This window comes from Streptomyces sp. NPDC012888, assembly GCF_042900645.1.
GTDB lineage: Bacteria > Actinomycetota > Actinomycetes > Streptomycetales > Streptomycetaceae > Streptomyces.
On sequence record NZ_JBIBBM010000018.1, the window covers coordinates 187,020 to 202,317 of the forward strand.

At 74.4% G+C, this 15,298-nt stretch carries 14 protein-coding genes; 9 read left to right on the plus strand and 5 right to left on the minus strand.

The window, feature by feature from the left end:
* Positions 1 to 26: 26 nt before the first annotated feature.
* Positions 27 to 212, minus strand: coding sequence for a hypothetical protein (locus ACFY61_RS27755; protein ID WP_389476286.1), 186 nt, complete (start codon positions 210 to 212; stop codon positions 27 to 29).
* A 276-nt stretch (positions 213 to 488) separates the two neighbouring features.
* On the opposite strand from ACFY61_RS27755, the gene ACFY61_RS27760 reads away from it, so the two are divergent.
* Positions 489 to 2,027 carry an FAD-dependent oxidoreductase gene (locus ACFY61_RS27760; RefSeq protein WP_389476288.1) on the plus strand — a complete coding sequence of 513 codons (1,539 nt, stop codon included), beginning with the start codon at positions 489 to 491 and terminating at the stop codon, positions 2,025 to 2,027.
* A 70-nt stretch (positions 2,028 to 2,097) separates the two neighbouring features.
* On the plus strand, positions 2,098 to 2,841 hold the full coding sequence (locus ACFY61_RS27765) for an SOS response-associated peptidase (protein WP_389476290.1): 744 nt from the start codon (positions 2,098 to 2,100) through the stop codon (positions 2,839 to 2,841).
* Positions 2,842 to 2,878: 37 nt separating this feature from the next.
* On the opposite strand, the gene ACFY61_RS27770 is transcribed toward ACFY61_RS27765, so the two are convergent.
* Positions 2,879 to 3,709, minus strand: a complete 831-nt coding sequence (locus ACFY61_RS27770; RefSeq protein ID WP_389476292.1) for a dienelactone hydrolase family protein — start codon at positions 3,707 to 3,709, stop codon at positions 2,879 to 2,881.
* A gap of 111 nt (positions 3,710 to 3,820) precedes the next feature.
* Here ACFY61_RS27770 and ACFY61_RS27775 point away from each other — a divergent pair, with 111 nt between their 5' ends.
* Positions 3,821 to 4,855, plus strand: a complete 1,035-nt coding sequence (locus ACFY61_RS27775) for a GlxA family transcriptional regulator (RefSeq protein WP_389476294.1) — start codon at positions 3,821 to 3,823, stop codon at positions 4,853 to 4,855.
* A 22-nt stretch (positions 4,856 to 4,877) separates the two neighbouring features.
* Here the strand turns inward: ACFY61_RS27775 and ACFY61_RS27780 are convergent, their stop codons facing one another.
* A complete protein-coding gene (locus ACFY61_RS27780) occupies positions 4,878 to 6,503 on the minus strand; it encodes a PP2C family protein-serine/threonine phosphatase (RefSeq protein ID WP_389476296.1) in 1,626 nt (541 codons plus the stop codon).
* Positions 6,504 to 6,851: 348 nt separating this feature from the next.
* Here ACFY61_RS27780 and ACFY61_RS27785 point away from each other — a divergent pair, with 348 nt between their 5' ends.
* The 3 genes from ACFY61_RS27785 (at position 6,852) to ACFY61_RS27795 (ending at position 10,053) form a co-directional block, all read left to right on the plus strand.
* A complete protein-coding gene (locus ACFY61_RS27785) occupies positions 6,852 to 8,939 on the plus strand; it encodes a protein kinase (RefSeq protein ID WP_389476298.1) in 2,088 nt (695 codons plus the stop codon).
* Positions 8,940 to 8,995: 56 nt separating this feature from the next.
* Positions 8,996 to 9,493 (plus strand): hypothetical protein, encoded by a 498-nt coding sequence (locus tag ACFY61_RS27790; RefSeq protein ID WP_389476299.1) that lies wholly within the window; start codon positions 8,996 to 8,998, stop codon positions 9,491 to 9,493.
* A gap of 89 nt (positions 9,494 to 9,582) precedes the next feature.
* Entirely contained in the window at positions 9,583 to 10,053 is a 471-nt protein-coding gene (locus ACFY61_RS27795) for a protein kilB (protein WP_389476301.1), read from the plus strand.
* Between the two features lie 13 nt (positions 10,054 to 10,066).
* On the opposite strand, the gene ACFY61_RS27800 is transcribed toward ACFY61_RS27795, so the two are convergent.
* Positions 10,067 to 11,602: a fused MFS/spermidine synthase gene (locus tag ACFY61_RS27800; RefSeq protein WP_389476303.1), complete on the minus strand. Its 1,536-nt coding sequence runs from the start codon at positions 11,600 to 11,602 to the stop codon at positions 10,067 to 10,069.
* A gap of 241 nt (positions 11,603 to 11,843) precedes the next feature.
* Between ACFY61_RS27800 and ACFY61_RS27805 the strand changes: the two genes are divergently transcribed.
* From ACFY61_RS27805 to ACFY61_RS27815, 3 genes are all read left to right on the plus strand, one after another.
* Positions 11,844 to 12,611, plus strand: coding sequence for a GNAT family N-acetyltransferase (locus ACFY61_RS27805; RefSeq protein WP_389476305.1), 768 nt, complete (start codon positions 11,844 to 11,846; stop codon positions 12,609 to 12,611).
* Between the two features lie 65 nt (positions 12,612 to 12,676).
* Positions 12,677 to 12,901 (plus strand): translation initiation factor IF-1, encoded by a 225-nt coding sequence (gene infA, locus ACFY61_RS27810; RefSeq protein ID WP_389476307.1) that lies wholly within the window; start codon positions 12,677 to 12,679, stop codon positions 12,899 to 12,901.
* A gap of 277 nt (positions 12,902 to 13,178) precedes the next feature.
* On the plus strand, positions 13,179 to 14,063 hold the full coding sequence (locus ACFY61_RS27815) for a S1 family peptidase (protein WP_389476309.1): 885 nt from the start codon (positions 13,179 to 13,181) through the stop codon (positions 14,061 to 14,063).
* Between the two features lie 76 nt (positions 14,064 to 14,139).
* Here the strand turns inward: ACFY61_RS27815 and ACFY61_RS27820 are convergent, their stop codons facing one another.
* The gene (locus ACFY61_RS27820; RefSeq protein ID WP_389476311.1) at positions 14,140 to 14,802 is read right to left on the minus strand and encodes a deoxynucleoside kinase; all 663 of its coding nucleotides are present in this window, start codon (positions 14,800 to 14,802) and stop codon (positions 14,140 to 14,142) included.
* Positions 14,803 to 15,298 lie beyond the last annotated feature (496 nt).

Here is a 15,298-nt window from a genome sequence, read left to right on the forward strand (position 1 = left end):
CCCACAGCCCGTCAACCCACCGCCCGTCACCCGCCGCGTTCGGAGCCTCCGCGGATCTGCTCCTGAGTGACGACCTGGATCTCGCCGGTCGCCTCGTTGCGGACCCGGTACACCGCGTGCGGGCCTTCGTCGCGGACCTCCTCGACCCGCCCGGTCTGCAGACCGGGCCGCCCGTCGCGGTAGGTGACCCGCTCGTTCTCGCCGTACGACATGCTGCCTCCACTCGAACCACGGCCGCGCGCCGCGCGCACCGTTCCGGCCGGCACTCCGCCCCCACCGCGGCCCGGCCGCCGCGGATGGCCCCTACCCCGCCCGCAGCCCGTCACGCACGGGCTCCGCCCACGGCCGCGGCGGACGAAGGAACCCGCGCCACCCGCGAATGACCCTGCGGCCCGCGGGCAGGCGCACCCACCAGGACCCCGTCACCCGTACCGTCACCCGTCACCCGTCCCGCCCCCACCCCGACACCGGAACCGGAAGGCGCTCCCATGACCCACCTGCCCGGACACCACGAGTCGTACTGGATGGAGAGCGCCCCGGCCACCGGCGTCCACCCCACCCTGGCCGGCGACCTCGACGTGGACGTCGCCGTGGTCGGCGCGGGCATCGCCGGGATCTGCACCGCCTGGGAACTCGCCCGCGCCGGACACGGCGTCGCCCTCGTCGAAGCGGACCGCGTGGCCGCCGGCGTCACCGGCTACACCACGGCCAAGCTCTCCGCCCAGCACGGGCTCCGGTACGCCAGGATCGAACGCACCTTCGGTGCCGAGGGCGCCAAGCTGTACGCCACCTCCCAGCAGGAAGCGGTCGAACACGTGGCCGCCGTCTCGGCCGAACTGGGCATCGACTGCGAACTGGAACGCGTGCCGGGCTACGCCTACGCCGAGTCCGCCGACGCGGTGGAGGAACTGGAGGCCGAGGCGCGGGCGGCGCGCGACGCCGGCCTCCCCGCCTCCTTCGTCACCGCCACCGACCTGCCGTACCCCGTGGCGGGCGCCGTACGCGTCGACCGGCAGGCCCAGTTCCACCCGCGCAAGTACCTCCTCGCGCTGATCGACGACCTCGTGCGCAACGGCGGACAGGTCTACGAACGCACCCGCGTCACGGAACTCCACGAGGGCACACCGGTCCGGCTGACCACCGAGGCCGGCCACCGGATCACGGCCCGCCACGTCGTCGTCGCCACGCACTACCCGGTCTTCGACCGCGCCATGCTCTTCGCCCGCCTCGAACCGACGCGCGAACTGGTCCTCGCGGCCGAGATCCCCGCCGACCGGGCACCCCGCGGCATCTACATCACCCAGGAGCAGAACACCCGCTCGGTGCGCACCGCCCCGTACGGCGACGGCCGGCGCCTGCTCATCGTCACCGGAGAGCACTTCACCCCGGGCACCGCCGACGTCGTCGAGGGCTACGGGAAGCTCGCCGCCTGGACCCGGGACCGCTTCCCCGACGCCCGCTTCACCCACCGCTGGGCGGCCCAGGACAACACCCCCACGGACAAGGTGCCCTTCGTGGGCCGGTTCCACCCCGGGACCGACCACGTTCACGTGGCGACGGGCTTCGGGGGATGGGGCATGAGCAGCGGTGTCATGTCCGGCCGGCTGCTGGCGGCCCGGATCGCCGGGGACCGGCTGCCCTGGGCCGACCTGTACGACCCCGGGCGCCTGCACCTGCGCGAGGCCCCCGCGCTGCTGAAGGCGCAGGCGTCCGTCGCCCGGCACTTCGTCGGGGACCGGCTCCGTCCCAGCCACGCCGACGCCGTCGAGGACGTCGAGCCCGGCTCCGGGGCGCTCGTCCGCATCGGAGGGCACCGCTGCGCGGTCTACCGCGACCCGGAGGGCGTCGTCACCGCGGTGTCCGCGCGCTGCACCCACCTGGGCTGCCTCGTGCAGTTCAACAACGCCGAACGCGCCTGGGAATGCCCCTGCCACGGCTCCCGCTTCGACACCGACGGCTCGGTCATCCACGGCCCCGCCACCCGCCCCCTGGAACCGCGCCCGCTCCCGCCCGCCACCGACGGGTGACCGGTACCGAGCCGTCCGCCGCCGGGCCCGCCGCCCCAGGGAGCGGGCCCGGGCGTGGCACAGTGGTCACATGTGCGGCCGTTACGCCTCCTCACGCGCCCCCGAGGACCTCGCGGGCCTGTTCGACGCCGCCCTCGACCCGTCCCACGGCTCGCCCGGCCCCTCCTGGAACGTGGCTCCCACGGACGACGTGTGGGCGGTGTGGGAGCGCCTCGACCCCGGCACCGGAGAGCTGGTCCGGCGACTGCGGTCGGTGCGGTGGGGGCTGGTGCCGTCCTGGGCCAAGGACCCGTCCGTGGGTGCGCGGATGATCAACGCCCGGGTGGAGACCGCGCACGAGAAGCCCGCCTACCGCAAGGCGTTCGTCCGGCGCCGCTGCCTGCTGCCGGCCGACGGGTTCTACGAGTGGGTGGCCGTACCGGCGAGCGGGACGGCGAAGGCCTACAAGCAGCCCTACTTCATCCGCCCGGAGGACCGGGGCGTGATGGCGATGGCCGGCCTGTTCGAGCACTGGCGCGACCCCGCGGTCGCCGACGACGACGATCCCGCGGCCTGGCTGACCACGGCCACCGTACTCACCACCGAAGCCACCGACGCGGCCGGCCGCATCCACCCCCGCATGCCCCTGGCCCTCCACCCCGGTGACTTCGCCACCTGGCTCGACCCCACCCACCAGGACACCGCCGACCTGCGGGCCCTCCTCCACACGCCCGCCGACGGCCGGCTCACCGCGACCGCGGTCACCACCGCCGTCAACAACGTCCGCAACGACGGCCCCCACCTCCTCGACCCCGCCCCCGCCCCCGCCCCGTGACGACCGGCACGGCGGCCCGCCAGGCGCCATCCACCCGTCACGCGGCCGGCCGCGGGCCCCTGCCCGGCGGGTGGAGGCGGGCGGACAGGAACGCGAGGATCTCGTCGCGGGCCCGGAGCGTCGGGTGGCCGGCCTCGTCGACCAGGTGGGCCGTGACCACGCTGTGCGGGGTGCCGACCAGCTCGGCGAAGAACGGCGGCGGTGCCGGGTTGGCGGCGGCGTCCGGGAGGACGCGCCCGTCGAACGCGTCGCCGAGCAGCGCGCGGTAGGCGGCGAACCGCGCTCCCGTGCACCACCGGTCGCCCTCGAAGCGGTACGCCAGCACGGTGAGCCCGTCGCGGGCGAGCCGCTCGCGCACCGCGCGCGCGTCCGCCGCGTCGAGTTCGAGCCCGGCGGGGTCGTCGAGCGGCAGGGACGGGTGGTTGACCACCGGGGCGACGACCGCCGGCTCCAGGGCCATGGTGAGGGCGAAGTTGCCGGTGAAGCACAGGCCGATCGCCCCGACCCCCGGCCCTGAGCACTCGCCGTGCGCCTGCCGCGCCAGGCCGCGCAGCCAGACCGTCACCGGGCTGGTGCCACCCCCCGCGAAGGCGCGGAACTCCGCGCTGACACAGGCGCGGCGTACCACCTCCCGGCCGCCCTCGACGGTCGGGAAGGCCCCGTCCGTCCCGAACAGGGAGGGCACGTGGACGGTGAACCCCGCGTCCCGCACCCAGCGCGCGAGCCGCAGCACGTCGGGACTGATGCCCGGCATCTCCGGCAGCACCACGACCGCGGGCCCGGCCCCGGCCACGTACACCGTCTTCTCCACCCCCTCCACGGCCACGCTGCGGCGGGTGAAGTCGGTGATCGGGTCGTCAACGCTCATGGGGACACCCTCGCGCCGGGACCCGCCGCCGGATGAGGGGCGGGATCGCCGGATCCGGGGGTAATCTCGCCACACGCGAACGGGGACGGGGCGGCGGGGGAGGCGCAGGAGATGGCGGCGGAGGGCGGCGGCACGGGGCCGGGCACCGGGACGGCGGCCGCGCTGCGCGTCGGGGTCCTGGCCTACCCGGGCTGCTTCGCGTCAGAAGTGTTCGGCGTGCCCGACCTGCTGACGATGGCTCAGCACGTCGCCGGGCCGGACGCCCCCGGCTACCGGCTGTCGGTCGTCTCGCCCCGCCGCCGGGTCACCGCCTCCGGCGGCGCCGTCCTGGACGTACGCCCCCTGCGCGACGTCGACGTCTTCGTGGTCCCCGGCTTCGAACTGCCCCCGGACGCGGACCTCGACGCCCGGCTCGCCCGCCTCGCCCCCGAGATCGCGGCGATCCGCGCCCAGGCCGCCGCCGGCACCGCGGTCGTCTCCCTCTGCGTCGGGGCGTTCCTGCTCGCCGCGGCCGGTCTCCTCGACGGCCGCCGGGCCACCACCTCCTGGCTGCACGCCGCCGAACTCGCCAGGCGCTGCCCGAACACCGACGTACGCCCCGACCGGCTGGTCGTCACCGACACCGGCGTCACGACCACGGCCGCCTTCACCGCCATGTACGACTTCGCACTCGACCTCATCCGCCGGCACAGCGGCGCCCGTGTGGCACGCACCACCGCACGGGTGGCCCTCGTGGACGACGCCCGGACCTCCCAGACCCCTTACGCCGACCCCCGGCTCCTGCCGCAGCCCGGCCGGGAGTTCTCCGGGCAGGTCATGCGGCGGCTCGACCAGAACCTCGGCGAACGGTACGACCTCACCGCCCTCGCGGACGCCTTCCAGGTCAGCGCCCGCACGCTGCTGCGCCGCTTCGCCGACGAGACCGGACGCACCCCCCTGGCCCACCTGCAGGCCTCCCGCGTCCGCCGCGCCCGCCACCTCCTGGAGAACACCGACCGCACCGTCGCCGCCATCGCCGCGGCCGTCGGCTACCGCGATCCCGGCACCTTCGCAGCCCTCTTCGCCCGCCACACCGGCCACAGCCCCAGCGCCTACCGCACCGCCTTCGCCCGCCGCGGCCGCCGCCAGGCCCCACCGACGCCGTAGGTCCAGCAGTGCCGTCCGGTCGTCAGGGCGTCGCCCGGCGCGGCTCCGGCGCCAGGCTCACGTGCAGGACGCAGATGTCGTCCCGGCGGGAGTCCGGCCGGACCAGGGCGTCCAGGACGCCGTCCAGGACGCCCGCGTCCTCCGCGCACGCCGCCGCCGTGCGGGCCAGCCGCGCCAGGCCCTCGTCGAGGAGCTGGCCCGGTTCCTCGATCAGGCCGTCCGTGTACAGCAGCAGGTGGTCGCCCGGCAGCAGGCGCAGCGAGGACGCCTCGTAACCGGCGTCGGGCGCCGCGCCCAGCAGGAGGCCCGCGGGAGCCGGAAGGTACTCCGCCTCCCCCCGGCGCAGCAGCAGCAGCGGCGGGTGACCGGCACGTACCCAGGTCAGCACCGAGGTGGCCGGGTCGTAGCGGGCCATGACCATGGTGGCCGTGCTGAAGTTCCGCTCGGGATTGTGCAGCAGCAGGGTGTTGAGCCGGGCCAGGATCGCCGCCAGCGGCATCCCCGTGATCGCCATGCCCTTGGCGGTGAACCGCAGCTGCGCCATGGTGGCCACCGCGTCCAGCCCGTGGCCGGCCACGTCACCGACGACGAGCAGGGCGCTCCCGTCGGGCAGCTCGATGGCGCTGTACCAGTCGCCCCCGACGTTGAGGCCCTCCTGCAGGGGCTGGTACGCCACGTCCACGGTGAGGCCGCCCATGGTCAGCGACTGCTGGGGCAGCGGGAGCAGCGCGTGCTGGAGCCGCGCGGCCAGGTCCCGCTCGGCAGCGAGCACACCCCGCTGGGCCAGGGCGGCGCGCTGGTGCTCCAGCAGCTGCTGCTCCGCCCGCTTGGTCTCGGTGAGGTCCTGGAAGAAGCCGTGGACCTCCACCGGCGCACCCCGCGCGTCGGCCTCCGCCTCCGCGACGATCCGCACGTACCGGACCCCGTCACCCGGAGTGGTGATCCGGAAGGAGTGGTCGGCGGACCCGCCCTCCCGCAGCAGGCGCCGCACGACCTCGCCCAGCGCGGGCAGGTCCTCCCTGACGGCGTGCCCGGGCAGTTCCTCCAGCCCCAGTGGACCGAGCGACCGGTCCCGGCCGAAAACGGTATAGACCTCATCGGACCAGGCGATCTCACCCCGTACCAGGTCCCAGTTCGCCCACCCCATCCGGCCCAGCCGCTGCATCACCATCAGCCTGCGCTGCTCGCGTTCCCCGCTGTCCAGGCGGACCCACGACACGATCAGCCCCGCCTGGCAGGCCGTGGCCCGCACGGCGAAGCGCGACAGCCGGGGGATGCCCGCCACGACCTCCTCGTACTCGAACGGCTCGCCCTCGTAACGGACACCGGTGCGCAGCGTCCTCAGGTACCCGTGCCACAGCTCCGTGCCGGCCACCGTCGGGTACGTCTCCAGCACGCTCAGCCCGACCAGCTCCCGCCCACGGCGCCCCCCGATGTCGAGCGCGTCCGGCGAAGCCGCCGCGACCCGGAAGTCCGACACCGCCCCGTCCGCCCCGAACACCGGCACCAGGTGGATCGCCGAGCCGGGAAGACCGTCGAGCACCTCCTGCACCGCGCCGGCGTCCCGCGGGGCGCCGGCGCCCCCGGCCACCGGCTGCCGGGGCGGCACGGAGCGGCTGACGGAGAAGACGGACCCACCGCCTCCCACGCCCACACCGCACCCATCCGACCCCGGCACTACAGGCTCCTCGCATCAGTCATGGAAACGAGCATTGCACGCATCGACACCCCCCTGATCATTCCCCACGGACCCGCGCCACTCCAGCCCGGAGCAGGACCGCCGCTCCGTGGCCGGAACTCGCAGCCCGCAAGCCCGAGCCGTCGCGGAAACCGCCCCGGGGCCGCGCCCCGGGCCGCCCACGGCCTCGGCTCGGATCCGTGCCGGACCTGCCGCGGACCCGCTGCGGCGGACCGGGAAGGCCTGCCATCATGGGGCGGGCTGTCGCGGCACGAGACGCCCGTCACCGGACCGGGGGGTGCGTTGGAGGCCGGAGAAGTGCTCGGCGAACGGTACCTGCTGACCCGGCCGCTGGGCGCCGGCGGCCACGGCGAGGTCTGGCAGGCCCAGGACCGGGAACTGTCCCGCCCGGTCGCCCTCAAGCTCCTCCGCGCCGACGTGTCGGGCCACGAGGCCGAGAAGCGGTTCCGCAGGGAAGCGGTGATCACCGCCGGGCTGCGGCACCCCGGCCTCGTCGTGGTCCACGACATCGGCCGCGACCACGGGCGCACCTTCATCGTCATGGAACTGCTCGACGGCACGGACCTCGCCCACACCCTGCGCGGCGCCCCGGCGGGCCTCCCCGTCCCCCAGGTCCTGGACGTGGCCCGCCAGGCACTGGAAGCACTGGCCGCCGCACACGACCGCGGCATCGTCCACCGCGACCTGAAACCCGCGAACCTCTTCCTCCAGGAGGACGGGCGCGTGAAGGTCTGCGACTTCGGCATCGCCCACTCCGCCGAGTTCACCAAGGGGCTGACCCCGCCCGACCGCGTCATGGGGACCTTCGACTACCTCGCCCCCGAGCAGTGCCTGGCCGGACGGGTGGACGCGCGCACCGACCTGTACTCCTTCGGCTGCACCCTCTACGCCCTGCTCACCGGAGCACCCCCGTTCGCCGGCGGCCACCCGGCCAGCCGGATGGTGCGCCACGTACAGGAACCGCCCCGCCCCCTCCGCTCGCTGCGCCCCGCCCTCCCCGCGGCCCTGGACGACCTGGTGCTCGCCCTGCTGGCCAAGGACCCGGCGCAGCGCCCTCCCACCGCCCGGGACGTGGTCCGGGCACTGACCCGACCGGACCCGTCGCCCACCCGCTTCACGACCGGCCGCGCGGCCCTTCCGCCCCGCGAAGGGGGACCGCCACGGACGTACGGCCCCGGCCACCTGTTGGCCGGGCGCTACGAGTTCCTGCAGGACATCGGCCTCCGCGGCCCGGGCGACGCCTGGCGCGCGCTCGACCGCCCCCTGGCCCGCGAAGTGACCGTCCGGGTGCTCGACCGGGATGCGTCGGCCCGGCTCGACTGGCGCCGCTTCGACCACCAGACCAGGGTCGGCGCCCGCGTCCCGCACCCGGCACTCGCGGTCGTCCACGACACCGGACGCGAGGCGGGCCGCGCCTACACCGTGGGGGAGTTCGTGGCCGGTGGCGACCTGTACGGCGTCCTCGCCCGGTCGACCGGCGGCCTGCCCCTGCGCGAGGTCTTCGAGCTGTCGTGGCAGATCGCCGACGCCCTGCGGGCGGCCCATGAGGACACCACCGCCCACCTCGGCCTGACCTGGCGGACCGTGCTGCGCCAACCGGACGGCCGGATCAAGATCTGCGACTTCGGCATCACCGCGGCGGGGGGCGCCGACGGCGCCTCGGGCGGCGGCCCCTTCACCGCTCCCGAGCAGTGGCACCGCCCCCCTGGCGACGCGCGGAGCGACCTCTACGCCCTCGGCTGCCTCCTGTACGCACTGCTCACCGCCCACCCGCCGTTCCGCGACGCCGACCCGGACCGGCTGCGCCGCCGCCACCTGACGCAGCCGGCGCCGCCCCTGGGCACGATCCGTCCGGGCCTGCCGCCCGAACTCGCAGAGCTGGCATCGGCGCTGCTGGCCAAGGAGCCGGCCGACCGCCCGTCGGCCACCGACGCACTGGCCGTCCTCGCCCCCCTGAACCCGCCCCGGGGCGAGCAACCGCCGTACCGCGCACCCGTGCGGGGCGAACTCGGCTTGCCGTACCGGGTCACCGGACCCTCGTGGACCCGCGGCTACCACCCGGGCGTCGACTTCCTCGTGCCGACCGGCACGCCCGTCCACGCCGTCGCCGCCGGCCGCGTGGAGTCGGCCGGGTGGGCCGGCTCCTACGGCTACGAGGTCGTCCTGCGGCACCCCGACGGCTTCCACACCCAGTACGCCCACCTGATGTCCCTCTCCGTGCGGGCCGGGCAGCACGTCAGCGCCGGGCAGCGCATCGCCCGCTCCGGCTGCACGGGCAACGCCAGCAGTCCCCACCTCCACTTCGAGGTCCGCACCGGCCCGGGCCCCGGATCCGACGTCGACCCGGTCGCGTACCTCCGCTCCCGCGGCGTGCACCTCGGCTGACGCCGGCGGCCCGCCCCCGGGAACCGTCACCGCCCGTCCCGGCGTCTCCAGTGGTCATGATCACGATCAGCGATGCGCGCGAATCGATGGACGACTGGGAGTCGATCTATCAGGGGTACTTCCTCGGGGAGCACGACGAGACCCTGCTGCAGTGCGTGGAACGGCTCGCCGGGGCGCGCGCCGCCCGGCCGGGCGATCCGGACGTGACGGCGTTCTACACGCTGGGCCTGGTGTGGACGTACGCCCACGCGGCGCGCGACGCGGATCCGGAGGTGGCACGGCGGGTGGTGGCGGCCCTGACCGCCACCCCGGACCCCGCCGCCGGGCAGGCCGCCTGCCCGCACCCCGCCCACCCGAGCGACGACGGCCCGGACGCGCACCTGGAGACCTTCGAGGTGCTGCTGTCGCTGCTGGCCGGCGAAACCGACTACACCTGGGAGGACCTCGACGGCGACCACGCGGGCGCCCCGGGATCCGCCTGGCACTGCCCCCACAACATCGCGGGCTTCGCCCGCTCGGCCGCCGGCGAGATCGCACGGTACCGCCGCTGGTGACGCGGCCACGCCCGGCCCGCCCCGGCCTGCCCCGGCCCGCCCCACCCATCCAGCCCGCCCCGCCCGACCCGGAGAGGATCCGACAGCCCATGTCCGTGTGGCCTTCGATAGTCGCCGTACTCGGCACCCTGGCGGGTGCCCTGACCGCCGGCGTGCTGCAGCACCGCGCCGCGCACACCGCGCGCGCCGAACAGCGCGCCGACGACCACCGGCAGGACCGGCTCGGCGCCGTCACCGACTTCGCCGCGGCCCTGGACGCGCACCGCTCGGCGATGTTCCACCGGGAGCGCCTCGCCCGTACGGACACCGACGCCCAGCACCGGCTGGAGGCACAGACGAGGTCCCACGACACCCGGGCGGCGATCACCGTGCCGCACGTCCGGCTCAAGGTGCTGGTCCCCGAACTGGGCGGTCAGGCCCAGCGGGCCGCCGACGCCACGTACGCCCTGCGCCACGCCACCGACCGCACCGACCTGGACAGCCGGCGGCACGCGGCGAAGGAAGCCACCGAGGCCTTCGTCGCCGCGGCCGCCGCGCTCCTGAACCCCGACCACCGCTGAGGCGCCCCGCCTGTCACCGCGCGCCGCCCGGGGCGTAGGCCTGGAGGAGCTGGTCGACGGGCGCGAAGTCGTCCGTGAGCGGCCGGGCGTCACCGATCCAGGAGGCGAGGTCACGGCCGCCTGCGGCCTTCCAGCCGGTCCGCCGCGCGTCCAGGGCAGCCTGCAGCGCGCGCAGGTCGGCCGGCCGGTCGGAGGCGAGCACCACCAGATTGCCGCCCTTCGCGGTGGCGGTGCGGTCGAGGCCGATGTCGGCGGCGGCTCCCACGACCGTGACGTGCGCGAACACCTCGCCCAGGGTGGCCACTTCGGCGCGCGCGAAGTCCATCCGGCCGTGGTCGATGAGGTTGGCGACGTACACGCCGTCCCTCCGCAGTACCCGCCGGACGTCGGACATGGCCTCGACCGTGGTGAGGTGCCACGGCACGCTGACACCCCCGAAAGCGTCACCGACGACGAGGTCACGGCTGTCGGTGGCCAGCCGCCGCAGCCCCAGCCTGCCGTCCTCGGCGCGCACGTCGATGCCGGCTTCCGACCCGACACCGAGCCGGTCGCGGTTGAGCCGCACCACCCCGCCGTCGATCTCCGACACGAGGCTGCGCGTCCCGGGCCGGGTGGCCGCGAGGTACCGGGGCAGGCTGAGCCCGCCCCCGCCCAGGTGGTGGGCGGCGAGCGGCTCACCCGCGGGGAACGCGCCGTCGACCACCGCCGCGATCGCGCGCACGTACGTGAACTCCAGGACGGTCGGGTCGTCCACGTCGACGTACGAGTGCCGTACGCCGTCCAGGACGAGGGTGCGGCCGCCCTCCCGGTCGGGGTCCGCCACGACCCGTGCGCAGTGGTACCGGGTCTCGCTGTCGCAGCCGCCCGGGGCGACCGCGGCGGCGAGGCCCCCCGCGGCCACCGCGAGCGCGAGCGCGGGTGTGCCGCGCCACCCGCGGGTGCGCCACTCGACCAGCGCCGAGCCGACCACCAGCAGCGTCCCGAGGCCGATCAGGATGCCGCTGACCGGCAGCCTCGACACCAGCACGAATCCGGTGAGGACCGTGCCGACGATGGCGCCGACCGTCCCGACACCGGACAGCCGGCCGACGACCGTCCCGGTCTCCGCGAGGGTGGTGAGCCGCAGCTTGGTCACGAACGGCGTCACCGCGGACAGCAGCGCCCCCGGCACGAGGATGGTCAGCGACGCGATCAGCAGGAGCAACGCGGGTGCCCACTGCGCGGTCGTGCGCAGCACGGCCGGGGTGAGCGCCACCACCGCACCCGACACCCCCAGCGCGGGCCCGATGAGCCGGCGGGGATCGAGGTGGTCGGCGACGCGCCCACCCAGCCAGGACCCGAAGGCGATCGCGGTGAGCGCGATGCCGATCACCATGGTGCTGGTCTCCAGGGTGAGGCCGAGGTACGGAGCCAGCAGCCGCAGCGCGACGATCTCGACCACCAGGACCGCGGCGGAGGACCCGAACACGAGCACGGCGGCCGCACGGGATCCGAGGCCGCGACCGCCGGGGGTGCTCTCGGCGACGGGTGAGGACGACGATCCGGTCACGTGCGACATCCTCCCACGCGACCACCGTGCCGCGGACGGAAGTTGGGCCCGGCGACAAAAGGAGTTGGACGGACGGCGGCCGGTTGCTAACGTGCGGAGCACCGTGACAGAACCCGAGGAGGTGGCACCCCATGAACGATGTATCGAGGTGGGCGCTCCCTCCTTCCGTCACGGTGTGCGACTGACCCAGGTGTCGTCGGGAGCTCCTCTGCAACCAGGCGTTTCCCGAAAGGCGACAACCATGAACGCAGTGACGGTCGGCCGCGTGGCCGAGAACCAGTGGCAGGCCGAACTCGACGGCCGCACCGTCGGCTACGCCGACGTCTCGCGGCGACCCGACGGACGGGCCTTCGTCAGCATCGACGTGTGGCAGGACCTGGCCTTCGGCCGGCTCGCCGACGCCATACTGGCGGACCTGCCCACCCCCCTGCACACCCTGGTCGGCGAGGGCGACTCCGACCTGATGTCCCGCTGGGAGCGGGCCGGCTTCACGCCCGGGCGCCGCGAGTGGGAGTACGTCCTGCCCACCGACCCGCGCGCGACGGGGCTCGAGGCGTCCCCGCCGGCCGCGGGCGTGACGATCCTGCCCGGCGAGGCGGCGGACCAGAGCCTGCTGTGCGCGCTGCACCACGCGATCCGCGAGGAGGTCGACGCCACCGTCGGCTGGCGGACCATGCCGGCCGAGGTCCTGCCCCGTCCGTCGGCGACGCGAACGCCCGGGGACCCGTCGAAGTACGCGGTGGCCGTCCGGGACGGCGCGTACGTGGGTCTGGTCCGGGTGGCGCCCGTCCCCCGCAGAGCACGGATCGGGCTGGTCGCGGTACTGGCCGGCCACCAGCGGCAGGGCGTGGGACGGGCGTTGCTCGCCCATGCGTCTGGCACGCTGTACCGCGCGGGGACCGACTCGGCGTGGGCCGAGGTCGACGCATCCAACACCGCCGCGATCACCCTGTTCGAGCGCGTCGGAGCCCGGCGGACCGGCGGCAACGTGGAACTGGTCCGCCCCTGACCGCTCCCCGCCCCGGCACCCCGACACCCCACCGACCCACCGACCCATCCGAGGAACGAGGAACATTGACGAAAACGCCGAACGGCCTGGAAGTCGAGGGCACCGTAGCCGAGTGCCTGCGCAACGCCAACTTCAAGGTGGAGCTGCAGAACGGGCACCAGGTGCTCGCGCACATCAGCGGGAAGATCCGGAAGCACCGCATCAAGATCCTCCCGTTCGACCGGGTCCTGGTCGAGCTCAGCCCGTACGACCTGACCCGCGGCCGGATCCTGTACCGGTACCGCACCTGAGCCGCGGCCGGGCGGCACGGCTCGCAGCCGTGAGGGACCCGTCGTCCGGGAGGTAGGGGGCGGGGGCGGGGGCGGGGGGACGGTCTGCGGAGCGATCGCTCCGCCTCCCGCGCCTCCGCCCCGGCCGTCGCGGCGTGCGCGACACCTCGCGGTCTTGTGCGGGACGAACGGCCGTCCGCATACTCACCGGAGCGCGGATTTGTCAGGGACACGCCACCCCTGGCGGACTCGCAGGGCCCACCACCCACCGGGCCCCCACGCTCCGAGGAGGAGACCCGTGAGGAACACGCGCACCTCGTCCCCCATCACCCCCACCACACGCCGCGCCGCGACCGCGGCCGCCGCCGCCGGCCTGCTGGCAGCCGCCCTGCTCGCCGTGCCGACCGCCGAGGCGGCCGCCCCCAGGCCCTACGGCGCGGCCGAACTCGCCGCGCTCGACCGGGCGGTGCTCGGCGCGGACGTCGGCGGCACGGCGTGGTACACGGACGCGGCGAACGGGCGGGTCGTGGTCACGGCCGACAGCACCGTCTCCGAGGCCGCGCTCGCGAAGATCAGGAAGGCGGCGGGCGTGAACGCCGGCGCGCTGCGCATCGAGCGCACCCCCGGGAAGTTCACCCGGCTGCTCGGTCCGGGCGACGCCATCCACGGCGCCGGATACCGCTGTTCGCTCGGCTTCAACGCCGTCAGCGGCAGCACCCGCTACTTCCTGACCGCCGGACACTGCGGCAACGTGGTCAGGACCTGGTACACCAACTCCGCGCAGAGCACCCTCATCGGCCCCACCGTGGGCTCGAGCTTCCCCGGCAACGACTACGCGCTCGTCCGCTACGACAACGCCTCCATCAGCGCGCCCGGCGGCTTCACCCCGGCCAACGCCTACGTGGGCGAACCGGTCAGGCGGAGCGGGTCGACCACGGGCACCAAGAGCGGAACGGTCACCGCACTCGACGCGACCGTCCACTACAGCGGCGGCGGCACGGTCCGCGGCATGATCCAGACCAACGTGTGCGCGGAGCCCGGCGACTCGGGCGGCGCGCTCTACGACGGCACGAAGGCGCTCGGCATCACCTCCGGAGGCAGCGGCAACTGCTCCGTCGGCGGCACGACCTTCTACCAGCCGGTTCCCGAGGTGCTCGCCAAGTACAAGGTCTCGCTGGCCTGACTCCGCCGCATCCCGGCACCACCGGCACCACCGCGCCGCGGGGCCGCCGTACGCCGGCGGCCCCGCGGCAGCCGGTTCAGGCCGGCTGCCGGATCCCCGCCAGGGCGTCCTTGACCTCCTGGACCACGCGGGCCGCGTCCGCCGGGTTGTTCACCACGTCCGTGTGGTTCATGTCCACCACGAGCACCTCGCTGGCCGAGTAGTGCTTGTGCACCCAGTCGTCGTACCCCGACCACAGCGTCCGGTAGTACTCGACGAGGGCCTCGTCCTGTTCGAAGTCGCGTCCGCGCAGCCCGATGCGGTGCATCACCGTCTCGAAGTCGGCCTTGAGGTAGACCATGAGATCGGGCGCCTTGCGGTACGGCAGGCCGTCGATCTCGCGCATCATCTCCGCGAGCAGCCCCTCGTACACCTGCATCTCGAGGGAGCTGATGCGGCCCAGGTCGTGGTTGACCTTGGCGAAGTACCAGTCCTCGTAGATGGACCGGTCGAGGACGTTGTCCCCCCGCTTGTACGCCTCCTTGATCGAGGCGAACCGCGTCTGCAGGAAGTAGAGCTGGAGCAGGAAGGGGTAGCGCTTGGCCTGGATCTCCTCGGGGCACGACGTGTAGAAGAGCGGGAGGATCGGGTTGTCGTCCACGCTCTCGTAGAAGACCTCGCTGCCCAGCTCCGTGGCGAGCAGCTCGGCCACACTCGTCTTGCCGATGCCGATCATGCCTCCGACGCAGATCACGGCCATACCTCACTTCTCCCTGGGTTCTTCTGTTCGCGGGGCGGGTGTTGCCGGCGCTCCACACCACCGAGGTGCACGCCGGCGGTCACGCGATTCCCAGGGATCCGCATGATCGGCGTCACGGGGTCCCGTCCGGGCCGAGGGCCCGCAGCCGCCCTGAAGCTTAAATGATATTCGGCATGCACCCACCAACGCGCCGCCCTGCCCGGCCGACGCCGACGAATGCGGCGTCCGGCTCTGGCCCGGCCTTCGATTCCGCCCCGGAAGTGGCCCGCGACACACCCCTCAAAGGGGTACGACCGGACACGTAAGGTGACATTCGGGTCGGTATCCGGTGAGGCGGCCCACAGGACCCACGTCACATACGACCCGGGACAGTAGCCCTTCCACCCGCCCTGCGCCGCGGTTACCGCCGGTCGGTGCGGTCCGGTCTGCGGTCGTGGCTAGTAGGTGGGGGCGTTGCCAGCGGGGCGGGGGGCTGGCTAACTGGTGTTGTCGCAGA

Coding starts and splice junctions, on each gene's coding strand:
- ACFY61_RS27775 (WP_389476294.1), top strand. CDS start 3,821: ATGGCGGCGGAGGGCGGCGGCACGGGGCCGGGCACCGGGACGGCGGCC.
- ACFY61_RS27755 (WP_389476286.1), bottom strand. CDS start 212: ATGTCGTACGGCGAGAACGAGCGGGTCACCTACCGCGACGGGCGGCCC.
- ACFY61_RS27795 (WP_389476301.1), top strand. CDS start 9,583: ATGTCCGTGTGGCCTTCGATAGTCGCCGTACTCGGCACCCTGGCGGGT.
- ACFY61_RS27770 (WP_389476292.1), bottom strand. CDS start 3,709: ATGAGCGTTGACGACCCGATCACCGACTTCACCCGCCGCAGCGTGGCC.
- ACFY61_RS27820 (WP_389476311.1), bottom strand. CDS start 14,802: ATGGCCGTGATCTGCGTCGGAGGCATGATCGGCATCGGCAAGACGAGT.
- ACFY61_RS27805 (WP_389476305.1), top strand. CDS start 11,844: ATGAACGCAGTGACGGTCGGCCGCGTGGCCGAGAACCAGTGGCAGGCC.
- ACFY61_RS27765 (WP_389476290.1), top strand. CDS start 2,098: ATGTGCGGCCGTTACGCCTCCTCACGCGCCCCCGAGGACCTCGCGGGC.
- ACFY61_RS27760 (WP_389476288.1), top strand. CDS start 489: ATGACCCACCTGCCCGGACACCACGAGTCGTACTGGATGGAGAGCGCC.
- ACFY61_RS27790 (WP_389476299.1), top strand. CDS start 8,996: ATGATCACGATCAGCGATGCGCGCGAATCGATGGACGACTGGGAGTCG.